Raw genomic sequence first — 23,713 nt, forward strand, 5'->3', positions numbered from 1 at the left:
TGCCGTTAAGGCCTATTTCAGCTTTAAGATGTGCTTCACTGCTTTGAGGCAGCTTCCAATTACCAAGATTTGCGCAGCGTAAACAAATCCTGCAGCTCATCATTCGAAAGCTCGGTAATCCAGCCTTCAGAGGAGGAGATGACGTTGTCGCTGAGGCTCATTTTGCTCTCGAGCATCTCATCGATCCGCTCTTCCAGTGTGCCGAGCGAGATGAACTTGTGGACCTGCACGTTTCGTGTTTGGCCCATGCGATACGCGCGGTCGGTCGCTTGATTCTCGACCGCGGGATTCCACCAACGGTCGAAGTGGAACACGTGGTTCGCCGCGGTCAAGTTCAACCCGACGCCGCCGGCTTTCAGCGACAGCACGAAAATACTCGGTCCCTCGCCGTCTGCGGCTTGGAACCGTTCAATCATGCGGTCGCGCTCCTGCTTCGGCGTGCTCCCGTTGAGGTAGAACACCGGCTCTCCGCGCTGCGCGGAGAGCACACTCGCCAGCATGCGGCCCATGCCCACATACTGCGTGAAGATCAAGCACGAATCGCCCTCATCGCGGAGCTCATCGACCATCGCAACAAGCCGCTCTAGCTTCGCCGAGCGCAACACCAACTCAGCGCGGCTATCCTCGCTGGCAGCCATTTCCTCAGCCAGCTCCGCTTCCTTCGTAAGCAGCATCGGATGATCACACAGCTGCTTCAGCTGTGTCAAAGCGCCAAGGATCGCACCTTTGCGCTCCATGCCCTCGAGCTTCTTCATGCGCTCCATCAGATCTTTGACGGTCTGCTCATACATCGCTCCTTGCTCGGCCGTCAAGTTAATGTAGACCTTCATTTCCAGCTTATCCGGCAAATCGAGCTGGATGGCTGGATCTTTCTTTTTGCGGCGCAGCATGAAAGGTTTCACCAACTGTTGAAGCTGCGCAGTCCGTTCGGTATCCTGATGTTTCTCGATCGGATTGGCAAAGCGGACTTGGAAACCGCGCTGGTTCCCGAGATAACCTGGATTCAGGAAATCATAGATGGACCACAGCTCTGATAAACGATTCTCAATCGGCGTACCCGTGAGAGCTATACGATGAACAGCGTTTAATGAGCGGATGGCGGCAGATTGCTTGTTTTGGGCATTTTTAATATTTTGAGCTTCATCCAAGCAGAGGGAGCTCCACATGTATGGCTGAAGTGTTTCTTGATCCATTAGTGCTGTCGTGTAGGAAGTCAGGACAATATCGACTCCTTGCAATGCATCATCAAGTGCGGCTCCGCCCAAACGACCTTTGCCATAGTGCAGCATAACATTCAGTTCAGGTGCGAAGCGCGCAAGCTCTTTCTGCCAGTTACCCAGTACAGAAGTAGGACAAATGAGCAGCGCTGGCTGCTCAGAAACCGGCTTGTGATGCAGGAGATACGTGATGAATTGGACGGTTTTACCAAGTCCCATATCATCTGCCAAGCAGGCACCGAGGCCGAACTTTCGCAGATAGGTTAACCAAGTAAACCCTTGGTGTTGATATCCACGCAACTCGGCGCGAAGCCCTTGCGGCACGGGAATGAGCTCAAGATCAGAAGGCTGTCCTAGCTGCCGAACCAACTTAAGCAGATGTCCGTTCAGTTCAACCTCAAGTTGTAAGCGAGCTTCTTCTTCTGGATCAACCTCATCCAGATGATCGCCGTCCCATGAGGAGGATTTCACCTTATCTCGCTCTAACTCACTCAAGAGGTGCAGCTGGAAAATATCTTGCAGCGACAAACCCTCAGCCGGGTCGATACTGTCCATGAGTCGGCGGATTTGTTCTAAGAAAGCTGGATCCAGATAGATCCATTGTCCTCGGAAACGAACTAGCCGTTCGTTGCGGGTAAGCAGGCTGTTGAATTCCGCTTCGCTTAATTCGGAGTCACCGATGGCGATCCGCCAATCGAAATTAACGAGCGAGTTCATGCCGAATAAGGACTCACTTTTGCCACCGCCTCCGGCACCGCTGCCTGCTTCTGCAGCGACTTTGGCACTCAGGCGAGGCTTCCGCTTCGCTGCGGCTTCCCACCATGCAGGCAGCATAACGTTCCAGCCGTCCTCGAGCAAAATGCGGCTATCCTTAGTCAGGAACGTCCATGCCGAGTCATCGCTTATCGGATGAGCGAGAAGTTCCCCGTCATCGGCCATACGTGGCAGTGCTTCCAATAAGCGTGTTACCCAGCCGGGGGCACGCTCCACCACATGTGGCGTCCATTCCGACGCCCATTGGCCTGAAGCTGTACCATCCACATGCAGTCGAATCGGTGTGAGCAGGGTGCTGTCGTGCTTGTCTTGCAAGACGAGTCGCAACCGCCAGTCTTCTTCAAGCTCATCAGGCTCAAGCAGCTGCAGAGCAGGGCGGAAAGGTGCTAAGTCTGGTCGCCAACCCATGGTAGAGAGCCATTCATTTTCCGTAAAAGCTGCGGGAGAATCGTCCGCTGTGTTCGTCTTCCGATTCATTGCAAATAAAGCTGGATAATCGCGACGTAAATCAGCCATAGCAGTCGCATCCGCATAATGAGCCTCTACAACTGCAGCCGAAAAGGCAGCACGTAATCCAGTCTCGCCAAGATCATCAATGCTCTCGAGCATTCGTGAATCTATATCGGCCAGCTTATCCGCATTCCGATCCCAAGTCCATACTAACTGACCATTGCGGAAATCCTCATAGCTCGGTATATAGTACCCTTTCTGAGCGGCTTCATAGAGAAGTGGAGCAAGAATCAGCATCGTCTTTGAAGATTCTGTACCCATTTCCCAGCTTACAATATCCATGAAATTCGGTTCGGCAAAGAAGGCAAGAACCTGCTCAGCAGGGAGAATCGTCACGACAAGCTCACCAGCTTGCTGCGTTTCTAATAAAGTGCCATAGAGCGAAGGCTCATGCCATGTGAATAAGAGTTTACGGAAGTGGTCGCCAGAGACATCCCGGCCATCTTTGAAGCCCCAGAGCAAGGCATCTCCGCTATCTGTTAGAGACATGCATAACGACATTTCGTGCAGTTTGGTGCTCATTCTAGCAGCTTCCCTTTCTTCAATTCTTCTTGCAAAGCGCGCAGCCTGCTGAACCGACTGACGAATCGGGTGAAGAACGCTTCCCATCTTTCGGGTTGCTTCATTTTTTTATATACCTTTTCTAATCGTTTCAGGAGCCGTACTGCCGATTTGTAGTCATGACGATTTTTGAGTCGGATATAGTGCTCCACTGCTTGATGATAATAAGGTAGTAGTAGCTCAGGCGACTCCTTCTCAATGGGCTGCAATACATTTACGCGATGTGTAAAAGGGTCGTAGCCCTGCGCAATTTGCATTTCAATCCACGGCTTCCATTGGCGCTTCTCATAATAGAGGTTTTCAATGATACGGTACGTGGTTGGCAAAAGCTCTCCTAACGATTGCCACATGTCAGCTTCGGCTTCAGGCAGTTCAGCGACGACCAGCTTCCAGTAGGAGACGTAGACGTCAACTTCGAGATGTCGTTTTCCTTGATAGAAAGAACTCAATCTTCGCAACCATTGAACCATTTCTTGCCAATCCTGCGCGTCCTTCATGTAGTCAAGGAACGGTACGAACAGAAGCGTTGGCGCTTCCTTGAATGTTGCGTGTGATACTAATGTATCCCAGGCCAGACGTGAATTCCCTTGACGAAGATACAGATACGCTCGTCCTGCACATAGGGAAAAGGAGAGATCTGCCGCTTCCATCTCTTCGAAAGCCGTTATCTCTGAAGCGATCAGGCTTGCTTCGACGGGGACATGATAAGCCCAGAACGTCGTAAACACCCTGAAGTGATGCAGCTTCTTTGGCGATTCGATCGCCATTTGCGCGCGAAGATAAGCGGAAGTCTGAGTTAATCTCACCTCATGATGCCCATCATTCAACGGCTTGGCAGTTTCTTTCAACCACTCATCCAGCTCATCGCTCAAATGATAGACGGTTGCAGCTGTGAAAAAGGTAACACCAGCTTGGGCGTTCTGTTCCACGATTTTGCGTAAAATAAACAATCGCTGATGGAATTCGAAGTAAAACAGGTCCGTTTCAGAGAACGGAATCGGTGTACGCTTGAGATTCGCGAATTGCCCACGCAGTAATTCAACGTAGTTCCATTGATCATAAGAGGGCTTGAGATGAAAGGTGTAGTGCTCCATGAACTTGTGCCAACCATCCACAGTCATCCCAGGAAGTTGCTCCAAATTGGACACGTTGGAAGATTGCGCAGCTACGCGCTTCAAGGCCATCTTGGCATTCATGATTTGCGAGGCTGGATAGCCTTGGCGATCTGCCAGTTCCATTAAGGTTGCCGCCACATGTTTGCAGGAAGTCTTAACAGGGCAGGTGCAAGAGCTGGCTTTCAATTGATTCAGGTCAATCGCAACCTGACATTTCTCGCCAAACTCTTCCACGACGGCGTTAACCTTCCTAAGCTCTGTAGCAATATTCATAGATGTTACCATTTGCTGTTTATAAAAATGAAAGCCTCGACTTAGCGTAACTTCGTTATACGTTTCGGCTACATATTCGAGTAATCTCGACCATTGGTCGTCATTCAAAATAGGTGTAGAAGACATGAATAAACTCCTTTTGGTTCGTACAATAAGAACACATGTCTCTATTATAAAATGTCAGAACTAACTTGTAAATTTAACAGGGACAATTTATACTTTCCTACAATACTAGCACGCATTTGAAGCGGGGGAAGCTTGTGAAGTTAAATAAATCGCCGTTCGTGTCCTTACGGACGAAATTTCTCATCTTATTTTGCCTAATGATAACGTTACCATTCTTATTTAGTGGCTATTTAACCTATCAGAAGTATTCCGCCAATGTCGAAAGAGATGCTAAGGCTTACTCCGATCAAATCGCCGAACAATTGTCCATTAACCTAGAGCGATATGTGAAAGAAGTCGAGCGAATCACAATTGCGCTGTACTACGACCCGAACTTATTACAAATTTTAGATAAACATAAAGTAGCCAATGAAGCTGGGAGTTACAAAGGTATTGAAGAACAATCCAAAATGAATCAACTTATTTCTTCGATTATTATTGATCGGACGGAACTAGAAGGTGTGTTCATATTTGGCTTGGATGGCACATTGTTCAGTAATTTAACTGAAACGATCAAAAGCAACTGGGACTCGAGTACATCGGGTTGGATGGAGCAAGTAAAGCAGAAGGATGGCGGGTTAGTCATTCTGCCCCCTGTGGAGTGGAATTATTATCTCGAGAAGCCGAAGGAAGCTTTTTCTTTTGCCCGTTTGATCAAAAATCCGCTGACGAATCGCGAACTCGGCTATGTGAAGGTCGATTTGACGAGTAAAGGCTTTGAGAAAATTCTTTCCTCGGTCAAAGTGTCCAAAAACAGTAAATTGTATGTCTTCAATGAAAATTTGCAGCCTATATATCCGTTTACAGATGAAGCTAATATTCCGTCCTACGATGACATAGTCGGCACCAGTTCTTCGGATACGCTTACTTCCTTGAGAACAACTTCTTATGGTGGACTTCGAATTGTTGGGACAATTCCTAAGGGAGATCTGCTGACAGATGCACGCAAGCTCACGAGTTTCACACTTTGGATTTCAGCGGCTTCACTCATCTTCGCCTTCATCGCGGCTTTGTTCACTTCGAATCGACTAGTCAAGCCAATCCTTCATCTGCAGCGTAAAATGCGACGCGTTCAGAGCGGTGAGTTCCAAGAGCGAGCCTTAATTCATTCCAATGATGAGATCGGTTTGTTGACAGAGGGCTTTAACAGCATGGTTTCTCGTCTTGATATTATGATTAAAGAGATGTACGAACTTCGCTTACGGGAGAAAGATTCCGAGTTGAATGCGCTGCAAAGTCAGATTAATCCTCATTTCCTGTATAATACGTTAGAATCTATTAATATGGTCGCTGTAAAAGAGCGTAATAACGAGCTATCTCAAGTGATCACGAGTCTAGGGAAGCTACTGCGGTATACGGTGGATAAACAGGAGAGATTCGTCTATTTGAAGGATGAGTTGGCGTTTGTCCAAAACTATTTGAATATACAAAGCTTCCGTCTAGAAGATCAGTTGAGCGCTGAAATCCTCGTAGATTTCTCACATGAGTATGCGATGGTCCCTAAGCTTATTCTGCAACCTCTCGTTGAAAATGCCATTGAACATGGTCTCGGCAAGGAGCCGATCACGATTCAGATTACCTCCAAAGCGGAAGGGCAGGATCTCTATGTGTATGTCACAGATAACGGAAAGGGCATTAATCCAGAGCGCAGAAAGCTAGTCGAACAACGCTTAATTGAACCAGAACGTCAGCAATCAGGCTTGCTTTCCGATAAGAAGTCGAAAGGCTTTGCCCTGCGCAACATACATCAACGTCTAGTGATTTTATATGGCGAGTCGTACGGTTTGTCAATTGCACATACGGGTCCCGAAGGCACCTCCTTCTGTATTCGTATACCATTTCAGTGGGAGGAATAGTCAGATGAATATTTTGTTAGTTGAAGATGAACAGAAAATCAGGCAAGGTCTTAAGAAAATCATTGAAGATGTGATTACCTCGAAACTGCGCGTAACCGAAGCAAGTAACGGCCGTGAGGCGTTGGATTGGTTGAAAACACAGGATCAAGTGGATCTCATAATTACCGATATTCGCATGAGTGAAATGAATGGGATCGAATTGATCAAGCGAGCGAAAGAGTCGCACCCAAGTCTGCTATTTGTCGTGATTAGCGGGTATGATGAGTTTGCCTACGCTCGAGAAGCTTTGCGTTATGGGGTAAGTGATTACTTATTAAAGCCTATTGAGCGTGTGGAGCTAGCCCAAGTGTTGCAGAAAATTAGTGAGCAGATCAATGCAACGAAGCAGCCCAACCAGATTACAACGGCGACGGTCGTCCATGATGACAAGGACCGGCTTTTAATTCGTAGAGTGAAAGAGCTTGTGAATGAGTATCTGAATCAGGACATTTCCCTACAGTTTCTAGCAGAACGCGTTTATCTACATCCCAAATATTTGTCCGAAATGTTTAAGCGGGAAACAGGACAGAACTTGTCTGATTACGTGACAGAACGGCGTATGGAGAAGGCGAGGAAGCTGTTGAAGGAAACGACATTGAAGGTTGCTGAGGTGGCGATGATGTGTGGTTTTGCCAATCATAAATATTTCGCCTCGTTGTTTAAGCAGCACACCGGATGCACGCCATCCGAGTTTCGGGAACAGTAATGGGTTTGATCTGGGTAGGCGATTACCTTGCTATTTTGAACCTTTTATGGATTTTGTGGCGTTATCCTGAAAGTAGGCAAGGCTTATAATAAGAGTATGAAAGCGCTTCAAACCACATGAAGAAAAAGGGGACTAAACACAATGAAGAAAGCTCTACTCTTAACGACTTCCGTACTGTTAGTAAGTAGTTTTATTGCAGGCTGCAGCTCGACCAAAGAAACGACTTCCACAGCTTCAACAGCTCCTGCTAGCTCCAAGGCAGCAGATGCAACGAAAGCACCAGCGAAGGACGTCAAGCTGACTTTCAGTATTTGGGGCAGTGACGCGCATAAGAAAATGTATGAAGACATGATTGCGAATTATAAAAAGTTGAAGCCGAACGTCAACGTAGAAGTTATGATCATTCCATCGGCAGATTATTTGCAAAAAATGTCCGTCATGCTTGCTTCCAAAACAGCCCCAGACGTGATCTGGATGCTGGAAAGAGGGATTCCACAATTCCTTGAAGCTGGACAAATGGAAGATCTTTCACCTATCAAAACGGATACGGCTTACGATGCGAACGATATCATTCCATCCACACTAGAGCTGGTAACCAAAGCAGACAAATTATATGGGGTAGCGTTCTCTACACCGCCGAACATGATGTACTACAACAAAAACTTGTTCAAAGAAAAAGGATTGAAAACACCGACAGAGCTCTATAAAGATGGCAACTGGACGTATGATGAAATGAATAAAGCGGCTCAAGCGATTGCGCAACCGGATAAAGGCATCTATGGCATGAACTTGATTCGTCCAGGTGGATGGGGTCCAAGCTGGATCGAGTCACTACAAACATTGGTATGGGCATACGGTTCTGATTTCTTCACGAAAGATGGTAAGAAATTAGCTTTGAACACACCACAAGGTCAACAAGCGCTGCAATTCTTCAGTGATTCTATGTTCAAAACAAAGGTACATCCGAAGCCAGGTGACCAAACGACGTTCGAATCCGGCAAAATCGGGATGCAACAAGATCTGTTAAGCTACATGGGCAAAGCGAAAGCGATCAAGGATTTCGAGTGGGATATCGCACCTATGCCGAAGGCGGCGGGCGGTCAAGGAACAACACTTGGCTATGCAGCGTACATGGTTCCTAAAGGCAACGCGAACACAGCTGAAGCGATTGAATTCGTTAAATACTTGAGTAACAAAGAGAACATGGCGATCACATCCCAGTTCTTCGTACCAAGTCGTAAATCGGTTCTAAACTCCGATGGCTTCTTGAAACAAGGACCATCTCCTGAAAGCATGAAAACAGCGGTACTGGATCAAATGGCTGCTGCTCGCGTACGTCAAGGATTCGTTAACTTCCAAAAAATTGATGACAAGATGAAGCTGCACTTCGATGCGATCTATACACAAGCAGGTACAGTTCCTGACATCTTGAAAAAGATGGAAACAGACGTGAATGCGGTTCTAGCGCAATAATCGGATGGAATCTATGGCCAAGCCGTCAAATAGCTTGGCCATTTTCTCACAAAGGAGTGGAGCGAACACCATGGCAACGTATAGAACGGCTACCCTCGAGGTGCCAGGAGCAACCGCAGTTAATAAGAAAAGAAATACGTTCAGTCGAACGAAACGCAGAAATGCGATATATGGATATCTGTTTATTGCACCAATGATGCTTGGATTCTTGATTTTCATGGCTGGACCCATTATTAGTGCTTTCGGACTTAGCTTTACCGATTATTCACTTCTACATGCAACGAAAGTTGTAGGTGTAGATAACTATGTGCAAGTGATTACGAAGGATGAGCTCTTCTGGACATCTGTGAAAAATACGTTATATTTCTCGGCCGGACTTATCCCGCTTAATCTCATTCTAGCATTGGGACTTGCTCTTCTATTATCGACAAAACTTCCCGGGGTCGGCATCTTCCGTACCGCGATCTTTACCCCAGTTGTGACATCCATCATCGTATGGGCGATCGTCTGGAAATATGTATTCGCAACGGATGCCGGGCTGGTGAATCAAATATTGCATTTCTTCGGCATAACCGGACCTGCTTGGATGTACAATACGAAATTAGTGATGCCCGTAGTGATTCTAGTTAGCGTATTGAAAAAAGTAGGTATGAACATGGTTATCTTTCTAGCGGCGCTACAAGATGTACCGAAAATGTACTATGAAGCCGCAACGATCGACGGAGCCTCGAAGTGGAAGCAGTTCACGAAAATTACGTTACCAATGATTTCACCATCGTTATTCCTAACGTTAATTATTACCTTAATCGGGTCACTGAAGGTGTTCTCGCAGATCAGTGTCATGACCGATGGCGGACCTGGGAATAGTACAAGTGTACTTGTGTATTACATCTATAAGTTAGCCTTCAAAACATATGATCTTGGCTACGCATCTGCTGTTGCGTTTATCCTCTTCTTCTTAGTACTCGTACTTACGATGTTACAGTGGAGTTTCAGAAAAAGGTGGGTGCATCATGAGCAATAAATCCATGCGCGTGCTTGGCAATACGTTAACTTATGTTCTTCTAACGATCGTTTCTGCAGTTATTTTGATGCCTTTTGTATGGATGTTGACAACATCGCTCAAGGATCAAACGAAAATATTCTCGTTCCCGCCACAATGGATTCCGAATCCGATCGTATGGTCAAACTATTCGCAGGTATTTACGACACAGCCGCAATTCTTAACGCACTATGCGAACAGTTTATACATTGCGATTCTCGTAACCGTTGGCACGTGTATCTTCGGTGCGTTAGCCGGGTTTGCATTTGCCAAGATTCAATTTCCATTCAAAAATACGTTCTTCCTCATTCTCCTAAGCGGGATGATGATCCCGAATGAGGTTACGATTATTCCGAACTTTATCTGGTTCTCTAAGTTAGGGTTAGTGAATAATCACTTCCCGTTAATCATCCCTCCCATGCTTGGGGCAGGCGGAATCTTCGGCGTGTTCTTACTTCGTCAGTTTTACATTACGATTCCGAAGGATTTGGACGAAGCAGCTGAAATTGATGGCAGTACACCTTGGCAGACCTTCTGGCGGATCATGGTGCCGATGGCAACACCGGCATTCGCGACATTGTCTATTTTCACCTTCTTAAATAGTTGGGAAGATTTCCTTGATCCGTTAATTTACATCAGCTCGTCGAAATTGTTTACACTACCGATTGCGATGAAGTTATTCACCGATACAGCAGGTACGGATTGGCACTTGTTAATGGCAGCCTCTGTAATGGCTACCGTTCCACTCTTACTCGTATTCTTCTTCGCACAGAAGAAGTTTATTGATGGGATTGCAACGACTGGCCTGAAGTAGGACATCACTTGACAATTCATACTGTAATCATTATAATTACAGTATGAATTAACATTTCGAGTGAAGGTGGCGAGGCGTATGTTGAATGTTGCAATTGGTGATTGGGTAGTCGCAACAACAAGTGAAGATGAAATGGTTCATGGGTATGTGGGAGCGATCGCTTGGCAGCATGGTGTCGCCTTCGTTCATGTCATTGCTTCGGATCAAGATGACATTATTGGACATCAAATTGAAGTGAAACTTTCCAGTGTGAAGACACTCCCAATAAGCGGACTTGATTCAGAAGATGGCATTCGGAGTATGATTGACATTGCTCTTGGCATCAAGGATGAGATGTGGTTTATGGAGCTAACCGATACTTTACTTTCCTTACAGTCTAATGGTTCCAAGCCGACCACTGATAATGTGATCTCCGGTTTCTATGCGAACCGTTTAGGTGTGGATCAGCTGTGATCGTTGGTATGATAAGAAGCCAATCTAATCGATAACTTGCTTCGGCAAGGTGTATCGGTTGGGTTGGCTTTTTCGTTATGTAAAAAGGACCACCGATCCGCAGATGAGCACCAAAGTAACAGTTGACTCATACTTGCGGAACGACGATCCCTTATTTAGGTGAACGTAGATTTGGAAAAGTTGCAGAACGGGCTCTAAGTTGATGTCGCCGTATCTTCTGTTGTAATTCTAGCTGTATTTCCTGCCGTGTTCTCTACCGTATTTCCCGCGCTATTACCCGCAGATGTCGTTGCCGTATTCCCCGTCCCCGTGGGCTTCGCCACTGGAACGCCTTTCGCGACTTCCGCGGCGAAAAGCGTCTGCATTTCGGTGACTTTTTTAGCGTCGGCTGTTTCTATTTTATCCGCGAAGTATTTCTCCACGAAAAGTTCCCAGGTCGGAACGACCTTTTGCATGTGGATGGTTTTTACGGCAGTTTTGATCAGCCTGCGTTCCTTGGCATTCGTGTACATGTCCACGTACTGCTGCTTGCGGTCAAAATCCAGTTCGGTGAAGATCGAGCGGAAAACTTCCGCTGTCATCTTCGCATCGTCCAACGCTCTGTGTGCCGTTCCTTCAGCGACGATGTTCAAATCAACAAGCGCGGCTTCGACGCTGACGTCATTCGTTACTTTTTTGAAGCGGGTGAACCCCTTCAATAAGTCGAAATAGTGAGCGGCCATCCAATACGCATCATCTAACTTATGCATCCGTGTATCAAACACGATTCGCTTGAGATCTTCGCCACCCCAAGTGACAAGCAACAATTCTTCACTCCGTCCGAGCCAAGCCAAGAAGTCGGTAATCACTTTGCGGAAACCAGCCGCTTCATCAATATCTTCTTGGGGAATCCCCGTTTTTTTCTTAATAAAGGCGTTCAATTTAGAGAAATATACAGGCTTAATCAAGGCTGAGAATTCATCTACTTCATTAAGAGAAGCATCTAATCGAACAGCGCCGATCTCAATTACTTCCATAGGTAAATCACTGGCAAACTTGCGGCCGTTAAATTCGATATCTAATATAATGTAATCCATGATGTGCCCCCGTTTCATCCTATCCTATCATTTTAGCAGAAAAAGCTTAGGTTGCCAGCTTCTGTTTACGATAGACCGCACGCAGCACCAGACTTAATGTGAATCCAGAGAAAGACATGACCGACACCCAGATAAATAATGTGTGTACACCAAAGGCTTGATAGAACCATCCGCCAAGATAAGAAGCGACGATACCCGAGACCCCGAAGAAGATGATCGCTAGCACGGTCTGTCCCGTTGCACGCCACTCCTCAGGGACAATCTGATACAAGTATTGAATCGCAGCTGAGTAGAAAATAGGAAACGTGAACGTTTGGAGGAGTTGAATCGCAACAAGCACATGCGGATCCGTTACCCAAGCGCTGACCAAGAAGCGCAAGAAATAGAAGAAGGCAGCAAATGAAATAAGCGCTAATTCTCTACCTTTTCGAAGCCACCAGAAGCTTAAGGCGAATACTAGAATTTCACTCCCAGCTGCTAAGAAGAAGGCAATCCCGACCAAATGATTGCTGCCGCCTAATTCGCGGATATAGACACCAAGAAACGTATCGTTAATCCGCTGCGGGACTGCACAAATGAAGATTAAGACCATGAACCAAATGGTTTCTTTATTACTTAGAAAATTTCGCAGACTGCGCAGGGAGATTGGTTTCCCAGTCACAGGAGCATCAGGCAACGCGAAGCATATGATCAAACTCAATATACCAATGCCGCCAAACAGGTAGGCCAAGCTATGAATGCCGAAGTACTGCGCTGCATAGCCAACAATTAACGACATCACTGCGTAGCCGACAGCACCGAATGTACGGATGGAACCATAGCTCGTGCCAAGGCGTTCCGCGGTTTGGAAGTTAAGGCTTTCTGTCAATGGATCCAGCGGCATTAAGAAAAAGTAAAGCAACATAGTAAATAGAAGCAGTACAAGAAAGCTCTTGGAATCGTACAGCAAGTACCCGATGATCGTGGAACAGAAGAGAAGAAGTAACATGATTTTTTTGATCGTTTTCGTTCGATCACTGATCATGCCCCATAATGGCTGCGAAAAGATGGCGATGAAACCACCTGTCCCGATGATGAGACCAATTCGTGATGTAGAAAGTCCCTGTGCGTCCAAATAGACGGGTAGAAAAGAGACGAAGAGGGCAAGTAATGCGAAATACAAAAAGTTAAACGAGCGTAATAAATTGGATGAATGCATGATGACCTAACCTTCCTTGATGTACTAGCGCGATGCTGTCATGAATGTACATTTTATCACGCTCAGCCAAAGTTGCAAAAAAAAATTATCAAGAGCGAAGCTGAGAGGGGTTCGTTCCTGTTACTTTTTTGAATTGGCGGCTAAAAAAATAAATGCTTCGATAACCCAGCGCTTCAGCGACTTCACTGACATTCATCCCTAGTTTGAGCAAATAGGAGGCACGTTCAATTCTGGACTGAATGAGATACGATTCAATCGTCTGGCCCATGATTTCTTTGAATTTTAGAGAGAAATAACGTGGAGATAGATGCGCCTCTTTGGCTAAATCTTGAATGCTATGCTGCCGCCCAGGATCTTGCCGAATGTGAGCCGCGATATCCATCATCACTCGATTCATCGAGCGCCGTGCCGGATCACCCTGAGGTTGATGGTCAGGTGCTTGACGTTCAAAAAGCAAAAGTATGAGCTTGAGCAGCGTTTTCGCTTCTTCTTCATGCCCATACGATTCGGTGTGTCGTACTTGAACGAAACGATCTAGATAGCTCTCGTGGAACTCAGCGGGATCGAAATGTACGAAAGAAGGTAGTGACATCGGATACGAATGATCCCCTTCTGCAGAGAAATGGATATACGTAACGGTAAGCGGACGTTCTGGATTATGCTTCGCACTGGACAAGTCCCCTGGCTTAAACAAGAAACAATCGCCGCTACTCACATGGTAACGTTTGCTATTTAAGGTGACCTCTCCTTCACCATCCCATACATACCAGAAATCAAAGTCTTGGAAAGGTTCATTCTCGCGGCTGCTCCATTTCCAATTCACTTCACAAATGGTCTTACCGAAATAACGATTGAGCTCTAACGCCTGGGATGAGAAAACTGACATGCAAGATCACTGCTCCTTATGTAAAATAGTGCAAATAGTAATGTGCTTGAATGCATTTATTTTACTATTTTCTATTCATATAATAAAGCTATGAATCGTTAAATTATTTAAACGGAGGGATTACCGTTATGCCTAGAGTTGAACCAACCGATCAATCACCTGAAGAAATTTCGGCAAAGCTTTACCGTTACGACCGTATTGCAGATAAAATTGACGGTGGGGAAAATTGGAATGAGTCATCTCTCGCCGATTATTGGAGAAATGGCTTCGCGGCGGTCGAACATGTATTAGATGAAGAAGATATTCAGAATTCGAAAGAAGCTTTGTATGAGCTTATTTTTAAAGATAATAAAGGGGCAATCATCCAATTCTCAAAGCCGAAAAGTGAATTGAAAACGGACGAAGAGAAGGAACTAGCGGTAAGGAAGGTACACGAATTCGTTAAGGTGGACGAACGCTTGCGAGGGATTGCAGAGCACCCTGCGATTCTTGCCATCGTGCAAGATATTCTGGGTGAAACGCCGCGGCTTGTTCAGGATATGGCATTGCTTAAACCTCCGCATGGTGGAGGGGAGAAGCCGTGGCATCAAGATATGGCCTATGGGAATTTGGCGTATGAGAAACCCGTGGTTGGTGTGTGGATCGCACTAGATGAAGCAGCGCTTGATAATGGCTGTATGCATGTCATACCTGGTTCGCATGCCGATGGGGCAACACCACATTATGCCATTCGAGATTGGCAGTTATGTGATGCCCATGTACAGGTAGAAAGAGATGTTGCTGTGCCTCTATTACCTGGAGGTATCCTATTGTTCCACGGGTTACTCAAGCACGGTACTCCGTATAATCTCTCTACGAAGAAACGTCGCGCTTTGCAGTTCCATTATGTAGGCGAATCAGCTATTAAACTTACGCCAAAAGAGTATAAACGATTTTTTACAAATGAGATGAGCGGTGCAGAATGCTAAATTACATGGAGTCCTCTTTCCGATCGTAGGAAAGAGGACTTTTTTCATGTTTCAGTGAGCCTGCACCATATGAAAATCAAATGAATACTTATATTATAGTCATTTTAAAAGAGGCGAGTTGAAAGGGGGAAATGGGATGCCTTCACTTATTTCAATAGTCATGCTGACATGGAATGGATTGAAATTTACGAAAGAATGCGTAGAAAGTATTTTACGACATGCCGATGACAACATAGAGATTCAATTTGTGTTTGTAGACAATGGATCGACGGATGGTACCGTGGAGTACTTACAAACAATTCCTTCTTCTAAGGTCATTTGTAATCAGGAAAATAAAGGGTTTGCTGCTGGAAACAACCAAGGGATCGCAGAAGCAGACGGTGAATACATTTGTTTGCTGAATAACGATACCGTTGTTACCGAAGGTTGGTTGATTCGTTTACTCGGATGCCTTCAGAAGAATCCAAATATCGCTATCGTTGGGCCACGTTCTAATAATGTCGCATGGTCGCAGCTCGTCTACAATGTCCCCTATAAGTCCTCAGCAGAGATGGAGGTTTTTGCCTCCCATTGGTCGCTGCAGCATAAAGATCAAGGCTTCTTTCCGCATAAATTAATCGGGCATTGCATGCTTTTTCATAAAGATCTTATTACCAAAATAGGTGGGCTGGACGAAAGGTTTTTCCCAGGGAATTATGAAGATGATGATTTCTGTTTGCGAGCCCGCGTCAGCGGTCAAATTCTGTGGGTTGCGAATGACGTTTACGTTCATCACTATGGAGGAAGTACGTTTCAAACGAATAAAACGAATTATTCAGCAAGCGCATACTCGAATGCTGAACGCTTTTCCAAAAAGTGGTCGTTAGGCATAACGGGTTTAGAGCTGGATCAGTTTGGATACAATCCCTCAGAGCTTGTAGAGAGAGAGAAGCCTTTCCGAATTGAACGGCATTATATACCTATTAAAAAGAAGTAGTATCTCATTGGGAATCTTGTAGGAGGAAAAGGAATGAGGATTGCACTGATAAGTCCCGATTATCTTCCTGTCCCACCCGTAAAATACGGCGGCATAGAGCGAGTTGTTTATACGCTGGCAGAGGAGCTTGTTGAACGGGGGCATGAAGTCATTCTATATGCGCCCTTTGGAAGTCGGATTCGAGGAAAGCTAATGCCTTATTTACACGAGGGGCACGATATGTGGCGAATTCCTGGTTTTGTCAAGCTAACTTTGCCACCAGGTGTTGATATCATTCATGACCATACACAGCTTTCCGTTGTCGGCCAAAAGAAACTCGCAGTACCTACGGTTTGTACGATTCATAATCCATTAACCAATCCGGTTAAACATGCCGTCTATTTAAGCAAAAGACATCGGGACTTGTTCGGCAACCCTCATGACCACGTCGTTTATAACGGATTAAACCCGGATGAATTTCAATTCTCTGATCAAAAAAGTGATTATTTGCTTTTCATTGGTGCAATTATTCCTTATAAAGGCGTCCATCATGCGATAGAAGCGGCAGAGCGGGCGGGACAAAAGTTAATTATAGCTGGCCCCGTCTATGATCATGACTATTTCCATAAAGAGATTCTCTCCAAGACCCTATCGAATCCATCTATTCAATATGTCGGTGAAGTCGGAGGGCAAGCTCGACAAGATTTATTGAAGCATGCTAGATGCATGTTATTTCCGACACTGGTTGAGGAGCCATTTGGGCTTGTCATGACGGAAGCTATGGCATGTGGAACTCCTGTCTTGGCCTTGCCAAATGGATCTGTTCCTGAAGTAATGAGCGGGTTTCCTCAATTGATATGCCGCTCTGTCGAAGAGATGACGAATAAATTGATCCATGAGACGCTTCCCGACCCTTATGAGCTTCGCGAATATGTACTCGAGCATTTTACAACAAGTGGGATGACCGATAAATATCTCGAGATTTACCAAAGCATTATTGAGGAAGAAAGTTGAATTAAACGATAAACAGCGGCTGCACCTCGTACATAGGGCGCAGCCGCTGTTTTCTTTCTCATTCTGCGGCTTCAGAGCTGTCCGAAATATGCAGAACGGACTCAAGGTACTTTTTATTATGCAGGATATTCTGATCTTTGGGTCTGTAGGTGCGGGCAATTTCATTGTGCTTATAAGCATTTGCGTGTTGCCCTAGATGGTCATAACAGACACAGAGCTGTAGATGTGGCAGCCAAGTTGAAAATTTAGGATTAGAGAATCCCAAATTGTGTGTCGGGACCTGCAGTTCTGAAGCTAATTTGTACCAAAACACAGCTGGTTCATATTGCTTCCGAGTTAGAAAATAATAGCCTAGACGACAACAGAACTCAGCACGCGGGCTGTCATATTGAAAGGATCGGAAAACGGACTGTAATTCCATTTCACTGTTGCCTAGCTGATGGTAACAATCCGCTAGATTACTGCAGGAGGAGATTTCATCCTCCACCCAGCCCTTTCCATTCGCCAGAAATTTATTGTAATAAATAATTGCTTTTGCATACTTGTTATGATCTTTTAATTCATTCGCGAAATAATATAAATCCCTTGGCGTGAACGTTTCTCCACGCAGTAGTCTATTCTGGAATATTTTGAGATTCCTGTCGCTCTTCGTATGGATTCTACAATGTGTAACGGTAATGTCAGAGTCCATAATATTGCCGCTAACCTCTAAATATTCGTGGATCGCGCCTATCCATTTGAAGTGATTCTCCCGTTTCACCAACCGATTTCGCTTAAATCTGAAAGTCGGGGTGCCAAATTCATCAAAGGCATAATTATAAAACATCGTGACCGAATCGACGGAAGGCTCCAGATCTGCTTTTAACTTTATAAGCTTGTTGCAATCTTCTTCTTTCAAAATATCATCCGCGTCCAGCCATAGAATGTAGTCTTTCGTGGCTCGCCGGAAAGCAAAGTTACGTGCTGCCGAGAAATCATCTATCCATTTAAAATCATAGATGTGATCCGTAAAGGAGCTTGCTATCGATTTCGTTTGGTCGGTAGAACCGGTATCTACTATGATGATCTCGTCAACCGCTTTCGCAACGGAAGATAAACAAGGTCGAAGTGTTTTCTCCTCATTTTTAACGATAAGACAAAGACTAATGGTAATCAACGTTTTCACTCACTTTCTATACAAGGATAAAATCCAATGTGGTCTTTCTAAACTATTCATAGTTTCAATAAGAGGGCACGGCATGTGAATAAAGGGTAAGCTCCTTATCATGAGATTCTTTTGTATACAGGATTGTTACATCGAACCAAAATTCCTTTGACGGAATATGGTGACAAAGAGGAGGTGCGGTATGGATCGTTTTTTTGAAAAAATAATTAAACCCATTTTAATCAAATACGAGGCTACACACATTGTAGAAATTGGCGTTTTCCTAGGTGGTCGTACCACCATAAAATTGCTTGAGTTTTGTAAAATGATGAACGGTAAGCTAACAGTCATTGATCCTGCACCGGGATTTAATACTTATGCTTATGAGGCTGTTTTTTCAGAGGAATTAGTTGTTCATAAAAAGCACAGTCTGGAGGTATTATCAGAGCTTCAAGCTGCTGATGTATTTCTCATCGACGGAGACCATAATTGGTACACCGTTTATCATGAATTAATGGCAATAGAGCAAATGGCAATTAGATCAGGTAAATTTCCGATTGTCATTCTTCATGATACGGAGTGGCCATATGGAAGACGTGATTCTTACTATTTTCCGGAAACGATACCTACCCAATATCGTAAATTGCATGCCCAAAAAGGGGTTAAAGCTGGCTCCAGTGAGCTTGTTGAAACAGGGGGGATTAATGAAACCCAGTTCAATGCGATGAATGAATATGGGGAAGAAAACGGTGTGTTGACAGCAATAGAAGATTTCTTGAAGGTAACGACTTTCTCTCTAAGTTTCCATCGCGTTTACACGAATAATGGATTAGGAATTCTTGTTCCTAGCGACGAAAAGGTAGATACGGTGATGCAGTATATTATGGATACATCAGGTTTATAAAAGAAACGACTGCTCCCCATATATTTGGGCGCAGTCGCTTCTTTTTGCGGTACATATGACTTGAAGTCTATCAACTATTACATGTTCGATATGTGTTTAGAAGTGCGTTGGGAGGTCCAAGTTAAAACTTTATTACCTAATTCAATCAAGTATTTACAAATAATGTTTTTTCCATCATTGTCCTCTCTCATTCGTCCATGCACTGAAAGTTTGTACACATATACTATACGAGGAAACTAGAGTAGTTTCATTTTAGGTAAGGGAGGCTGGTCTTATTAAAAGAAACCGTATCTCGATTGCAGATTACTAGCATTAATATAATATGGAGGTGAAAGTACGTTGAGTAAACTTGCTCAGTTAATGAATTTAATTGGAATCGTAGGAATAATGAACATCAAAAAAATTGAAATCGAGTATTTTGACGAAGAAGAATACAAAATAAAGTTCGAAATAGGCGATGGCCCCATTCAAAGAATGTCCGAGCTTGAGGATTTTCTAGAAGACATTGATTGGTATGAAGTCGCGGAAATAGAAATTGAAATGTACAACGGTGGGGAAATTGAAATTGAATTTCCTTATGTAGGTGGTGTTACAGGAGCAACAGGTGCGACAGGAGCAGCAGGTGCAACTGGAGCTACGGGTGCTGCAGGTGCTACAGGAGCAACAGGTGCTGTAGGTGCTACAGGTGCCGTAGGTGCTACAGGAGCAACAGGTGCTACAGGAGCAACAGGAGCTGCAGGAGCAACAGGAGCAACTGGTGTGACAGGAACTACAGGAGCAACAGGAGCAATAGGAGCAACAGGAGCTGCAGGAGCTGCAGGAGCAACTGGAGTAACAGGAACTACAGGAGCAACAGGGGCAACAGGAACAGCAGGAGCAGCAGGAGCAACAGGAGCAACAGGAGCTGAAGGAGCAACTGGTGTGACAGGAGCTACAGGTGCTACTGGAGCAACAGGAGCAGCAGGAGCAACAGGTGCAACAGGGCCTGTAGGTGAACAAGGCCCAGCTGGGGGTGCAACAGGAGTTGCTGGGGCAACCGGAGCAACAGGAGCTGCTGGTGAAACTGGAGCAACAGGAGCAACGGGTGCAACGGGTGTTGCTGGAGCAGTTGGAGCAACAGGAGCCACGGGTGCAGATGGGTTAGTTGGAGCAACAGGAGCAACAGGTGTAGCTGGAGCAGTCGGAGCCACGGGTGCAACGGGTGTTGCTGGAGCAGTTGGAGCAACAGGAGCCACGGGTGCAGATGGGTTAGTTGGAGCAACAGGAGCAACAGGTGTAGCTGGAGCAGTTGGAGCAACAGGAGCCACGGGTGCAGATGGGTTAGTTGGAGCAACCGGAGCAACAGGTGTAGCTGGAGCAGTCGGAGCCACGGGTGCAACGGGTGTTGCTGGAGCAGTTGGAGCAACAGGAGCCACGGGTGCAGATGGGTTAGTTGGAGCAACAGGAGCAACAGGTGTAGCTGGAGCAGTTGGAGCAACAGGAGCCACGGGTGCCGATGGGTTAGTTGGAGCAACAGGAGCAACAGGTGTAGCTGGAGTAGTCGGAGCAACAGGAGCCACGGGTGTAGCTGGAGCAGTCGGAGCAACAGGAGCCACGGGTGCAGATGGAGCAGTTGGAGCAACAGGAGCAACAGGTGTAGCTGGAGCAGTTGGAGCAACAGGAGCAACAGGAGCAGTTGGTGAAGTTGGAGCAACAGGAGCAACAGGTGCAACAGGAGTAGTTGGGGCAGTTGGGGCAACAGGAGCAACAGGAGCAGTTGGAGAAGTTGGAGCAACAGGAGCAACGGGTGCCACAGGAGTAGTTGGGGCAACAGGAGCAACAGGCGCAGTTGGAGCAGTAGGAGCAACAGGAGCAACGGGAGCAGTTGGAGAAGTTGGAGCAACCGGAGCAACGGGAGCAACAGGTGTAGTTGGAGCTGTTGGAGCAACAGGAGCAACCGGGGCAACAGGAGCAGTTGGAGAAGTTGGAGCAACAGGAGCAACGGGAGCAACAGGTGTAGTTGGAGCAACCGGAGCAACAGGAGCAGTTGGAGCAGTTGGTGCAACAGGAGCTACAGGTATACCTGGATCAGGCGCGTTTGTTCCATTTGCATCCGGTGGACCAATTACGATGACAACTGTTGCACTTGGATTAGCTGGTACAGCAGGACTTGTAGGTTTTGGAAATTCAGCTTCTAACGTTACATTACTACCCGGCCCAATTATCGATTTAGAAGGTACTATTGTAGGTCCGCTTCTTGACTTTGCATTTTCTTTATCTAGAACTTCAACGATCACAGACATTTCAGCGTTCTTCAGTGAGACTGTAGCATTAGCTATCGGTGTAGGAACAACAATTACAGTAACTGCACAATTATATAGCGCAACGGCAACCAGCAATTCATTTACGCCAGTTCCAGGTGCAAGCGTAACATTACCAGGACTTGCAAGCCCTCTATCATTAGGGGATATTACTAGTAATATTACTACAGGTTTATCGATTACTCTTCCAGCACAAACACGTCTGTTAATGGTGTTTACTGCTACTGCAGCAGGTGTTTCACTAGTTAATACTGTTGTTGGATATGCAAGTGCAGGTATTACAATGAACTAATATTTTTAAAATACTAACTAAAATTTAGTTTTAAAATTGACTCTATTCTGTCAGTTTTCATTGCCCTATGATGTTTGATGGGAATGAAATCTAGGAGATAGAGTCTTTTTTTTGGGTAATTTGGTAGCGGGTGATATGTATTCATCCTCCTCGACGTAGTAGTTTTGACTCTTCCTTCTATTGAAGAAACATTTTTCCTATACATATAGTCATATGCATATTTTGGAATGGACAACCATCTATTGCCAAAAAGTACAGACAAACCTCTGGGATAATCCGTATGATGAAGCATCACAGGAGGTGTTGTAGTTGAGTCTCTTAGTTGGCAAAAAGAAAAGTACCACGACAGTGAAAAAACGTGTAATTATTAAAAAAAGTGGAGCGAAGCTCCATAAAGTAAGTGGATGCGGCTGCCATAAACGTAAGAAAAGAGTGAAGAAACACTGTCACAAAATTGTATTTAAGAAAATCAAGCGGAAATGCTGTAAAAAAGGCCCCAAAGGAGATCGCGGTCCACGCGGTTTTAGAGGTTTCAGAGGTTTCACTGGAGCAGCAGGAGCAGCAGGAGCGGCAGGAGCGGCTGGTGCAACAGGGGCAACTGGAGAAGCAGGAGCACACGGTGCAACTGGAGCAAATGGAGCAACAGGAGCAACAGGAGCAATCGGAGCAACAGGGCCAACAGGGCCAAAAGGGCCAAAAGGCAAAAAAGGCGACGATGGCGATAGAGGTAAAAGAGGCCATACAGGTCCAACAGGTCCTAAAGGGGAACATGGACATCATGGACACCATGGACCAACGGGACCGCATGGTGCAGCAGGAGCTACTGGAGCAACAGGACCATACGGAATTGGGGGCACTGGACCAACCGGGGCACCAGGAGCAGCGGGAGCAATGGGGCCAATGGGGCCAATGGGGCCAATGGGTCCGATGGGGCCGATAGGGCCGTTAGGGCCGTTAGGTCCGATGGGTCCGATGGGTCCGATGGGTCCAACGGGTGTAGGAGCAGCGGGAGCAATGGGACCAATGGGGCCGTTAGGTCCGATGGGTCCAACGGGTGTAGGAGCAACGGGAGCAACGGGAGCAATAGGTCCGATGGGACCAACGGGTCCAGGGGTAGGAGAAACTGGAGCGACGGGAGCAACAGGTGCGCCAGGAACAGCTGGAGCAGTAGGAGCAACAGGAGCCACGGGAGCAGCAGGAGCAACAGGGGCAGCCGGAGCAACGGGGGCAGCCGGAGCAGCAGGTGAAACCGGGGCAACCGGAGCAACGGGGGCAGCCGGAGCAGCAGGAGCAACAGGAGCAACAGGGGCAGCCGGAGCAACGGGGGCAGCAGGTGAAACCGGGGCAACCGGAGCAACGGGAGCAGCCGGAGCAGCAGGTGAAACCGGGGCAACCGGAGCAACGGGAGCAGCTGGTGCAGTCGGAGCAACAGGAGCAACAGGAGCAGCTGGACCGGGATCTATTATTCCATTTGCATCAGGTATTCCAGTAGCATTAGCATCGGTTATAGGAGGTGTGCTCAACACTGGAGGCCTTATCGGCTTCGGAAGTTCGGTCGATAATGTTGTTGTTGGTGGAGCAACTATCAATCTCTCGGCAAGCGGTGGACTTCTCGACTTCGCATTCTCCTCGCCTCGCGCCGGAACAGTCACATCTATATCTGCATTTTTCAGTGTTACGCTTGGCGTCACGGTGGCAAGCCCAGTCACGATCAGGGCAACTTTATATAGAGCAGCTGCAGGCAGCAATATCTTCTCGCCGACCTCTGCTGTATTACCGTTGACTCCAGCATTAACTGGTTTAATTAATATAGGTACGACTAGGAATGCAATACTTCCAGTTAATGTGGCAGTTGCAGCACAAGATCGCCTCTTAATGGTATTCTCCCTCGATACAGGCGGTCTAGATCTTCTGGAAACTGTAATAGGCTTTGCTAGTGCAGGTATTACGATTAACTAATGAACTAATGTTTAGATAA

Annotated in this window: 18 protein-coding genes; 12 read left to right on the top strand and 6 right to left on the bottom strand. The window is 46.2% G+C overall.

The genetic code is table 11. The annotated features are described in order from the left end of the window. Positions 1–59: 59 nt before the first annotated feature. Together ACSQ8O_RS15935 and ACSQ8O_RS15940 are read right to left on the bottom strand one after the other, a co-directional pair. Complete coding sequence (locus ACSQ8O_RS15935) at positions 60–3,023, bottom strand: DEAD/DEAH box helicase (RefSeq protein ID WP_436242952.1); 2,964 nt, start codon at positions 3,021–3,023, stop codon at positions 60–62. Continuing rightward, positions 3,020–4,576 carry a hypothetical protein gene (locus tag ACSQ8O_RS15940; protein WP_436242500.1) on the bottom strand — a complete coding sequence of 519 codons (1,557 nt, stop codon included), beginning with the start codon at positions 4,574–4,576 and terminating at the stop codon, positions 3,020–3,022. The genes ACSQ8O_RS15935 and ACSQ8O_RS15940 overlap by 4 nt, the downstream gene beginning before the upstream one ends. Positions 4,577–4,773: 197 nt before the next feature. Between ACSQ8O_RS15940 and ACSQ8O_RS15945 the strand changes: the two genes are divergently transcribed. The 6 genes from ACSQ8O_RS15945 to ACSQ8O_RS15970 all read left to right on the top strand — a co-directional run bounded on the left by ACSQ8O_RS15945 (position 4,774) and on the right by ACSQ8O_RS15970 (position 10,998). Further along, positions 4,774–6,471, top strand: a complete 1,698-nt coding sequence (locus ACSQ8O_RS15945; protein ID WP_436242501.1) for a sensor histidine kinase — start codon at positions 4,774–4,776, stop codon at positions 6,469–6,471. Between the two features lie 4 nt (positions 6,472–6,475). Further along, positions 6,476–7,216 (top strand): response regulator transcription factor, encoded by a 741-nt coding sequence (locus ACSQ8O_RS15950; RefSeq protein WP_436242502.1) that lies wholly within the window; start codon positions 6,476–6,478, stop codon positions 7,214–7,216. A 141-nt stretch (positions 7,217–7,357) separates the two neighbouring features. Then, on the top strand, positions 7,358–8,689 hold the full coding sequence (locus tag ACSQ8O_RS15955; RefSeq protein WP_436242503.1) for an ABC transporter substrate-binding protein: 1,332 nt from the start codon (positions 7,358–7,360) through the stop codon (positions 8,687–8,689). A gap of 70 nt (positions 8,690–8,759) precedes the next feature. Beyond that, a complete protein-coding gene (locus ACSQ8O_RS15960) occupies positions 8,760–9,713 on the top strand; it encodes a carbohydrate ABC transporter permease (RefSeq protein WP_436242504.1) in 954 nt (317 codons plus the stop codon). Next, positions 9,703–10,545: a carbohydrate ABC transporter permease gene (locus tag ACSQ8O_RS15965; protein ID WP_236291226.1), complete on the top strand. Its 843-nt coding sequence runs from the start codon at positions 9,703–9,705 to the stop codon at positions 10,543–10,545. Before ACSQ8O_RS15960 ends, ACSQ8O_RS15965 begins: the two co-directional genes overlap by 11 nt. 78 nt (positions 10,546–10,623) lie before the next feature. Further along, positions 10,624–10,998 (top strand): hypothetical protein, encoded by a 375-nt coding sequence (locus tag ACSQ8O_RS15970; protein WP_436242505.1) that lies wholly within the window; start codon positions 10,624–10,626, stop codon positions 10,996–10,998. Positions 10,999–11,192: 194 nt separating this feature from the next. Here the strand turns inward: ACSQ8O_RS15970 and ACSQ8O_RS15975 are convergent, their stop codons facing one another. The 3 genes from ACSQ8O_RS15975 to ACSQ8O_RS15985 form a co-directional block, all read right to left on the bottom strand. Next, the gene (locus ACSQ8O_RS15975; protein WP_436242506.1) at positions 11,193–12,074 is read right to left on the bottom strand and encodes an exonuclease domain-containing protein; all 882 of its coding nucleotides are present in this window, start codon (positions 12,072–12,074) and stop codon (positions 11,193–11,195) included. A gap of 46 nt (positions 12,075–12,120) precedes the next feature. Next, positions 12,121–13,272: an MFS transporter gene (locus tag ACSQ8O_RS15980; protein WP_436242507.1), complete on the bottom strand. Its 1,152-nt coding sequence runs from the start codon at positions 13,270–13,272 to the stop codon at positions 12,121–12,123. An 88-nt stretch (positions 13,273–13,360) separates the two neighbouring features. Further along, entirely contained in the window at positions 13,361–14,158 is a 798-nt protein-coding gene (locus ACSQ8O_RS15985) for a helix-turn-helix domain-containing protein (RefSeq protein ID WP_436242508.1), read from the bottom strand. A gap of 128 nt (positions 14,159–14,286) precedes the next feature. Between ACSQ8O_RS15985 and ACSQ8O_RS15990 the strand changes: the two genes are divergently transcribed. From ACSQ8O_RS15990 to ACSQ8O_RS16000, 3 genes are all read left to right on the top strand, one after another. Next, a complete protein-coding gene (locus tag ACSQ8O_RS15990; RefSeq protein WP_436242509.1) occupies positions 14,287–15,126 on the top strand; it encodes a phytanoyl-CoA dioxygenase family protein in 840 nt (279 codons plus the stop codon). Positions 15,127–15,262: 136 nt separating this feature from the next. After that, complete coding sequence (locus ACSQ8O_RS15995; RefSeq protein ID WP_436242510.1) at positions 15,263–16,102, top strand: glycosyltransferase family 2 protein; 840 nt, start codon at positions 15,263–15,265, stop codon at positions 16,100–16,102. A gap of 33 nt (positions 16,103–16,135) precedes the next feature. Beyond that, on the top strand, positions 16,136–17,095 hold the full coding sequence (locus ACSQ8O_RS16000) for a glycosyltransferase family 4 protein (RefSeq protein WP_436242511.1): 960 nt from the start codon (positions 16,136–16,138) through the stop codon (positions 17,093–17,095). Between the two features lie 58 nt (positions 17,096–17,153). Here ACSQ8O_RS16000 and ACSQ8O_RS16005 read toward each other — a convergent pair whose 3' ends face one another. Then, on the bottom strand, positions 17,154–18,260 hold the full coding sequence (locus ACSQ8O_RS16005; protein ID WP_436242512.1) for a glycosyltransferase: 1,107 nt from the start codon (positions 18,258–18,260) through the stop codon (positions 17,154–17,156). Positions 18,261–18,441: 181 nt separating this feature from the next. Between ACSQ8O_RS16005 and ACSQ8O_RS16010 the strand changes: the two genes are divergently transcribed. The 3 genes from ACSQ8O_RS16010 (at position 18,442) to ACSQ8O_RS16020 (ending at position 23,694) form a co-directional block, all read left to right on the top strand. Continuing rightward, positions 18,442–19,143 carry a class I SAM-dependent methyltransferase gene (locus ACSQ8O_RS16010; protein WP_436242513.1) on the top strand — a complete coding sequence of 234 codons (702 nt, stop codon included), beginning with the start codon at positions 18,442–18,444 and terminating at the stop codon, positions 19,141–19,143. Positions 19,144–19,683: 540 nt separating this feature from the next. Beyond that, the gene (locus ACSQ8O_RS16015) at positions 19,684–21,735 is read left to right on the top strand and encodes an exosporium glycoprotein BclB-related protein (RefSeq protein WP_436242953.1); all 2,052 of its coding nucleotides are present in this window, start codon (positions 19,684–19,686) and stop codon (positions 21,733–21,735) included. A 309-nt stretch (positions 21,736–22,044) separates the two neighbouring features. Then, on the top strand, positions 22,045–23,694 hold the full coding sequence (locus ACSQ8O_RS16020; protein ID WP_436242514.1) for an exosporium glycoprotein BclB-related protein: 1,650 nt from the start codon (positions 22,045–22,047) through the stop codon (positions 23,692–23,694). Positions 23,695–23,713: the final 19 nt, after the last annotated feature.

It is taken from the genome of Paenibacillus sp. LjRoot56 (genome assembly GCF_964253335.1).
GTDB lineage: Bacteria > Bacillota > Bacilli > Paenibacillales > NBRC-103111 > Paenibacillus_E > Paenibacillus_E allorhizoplanae.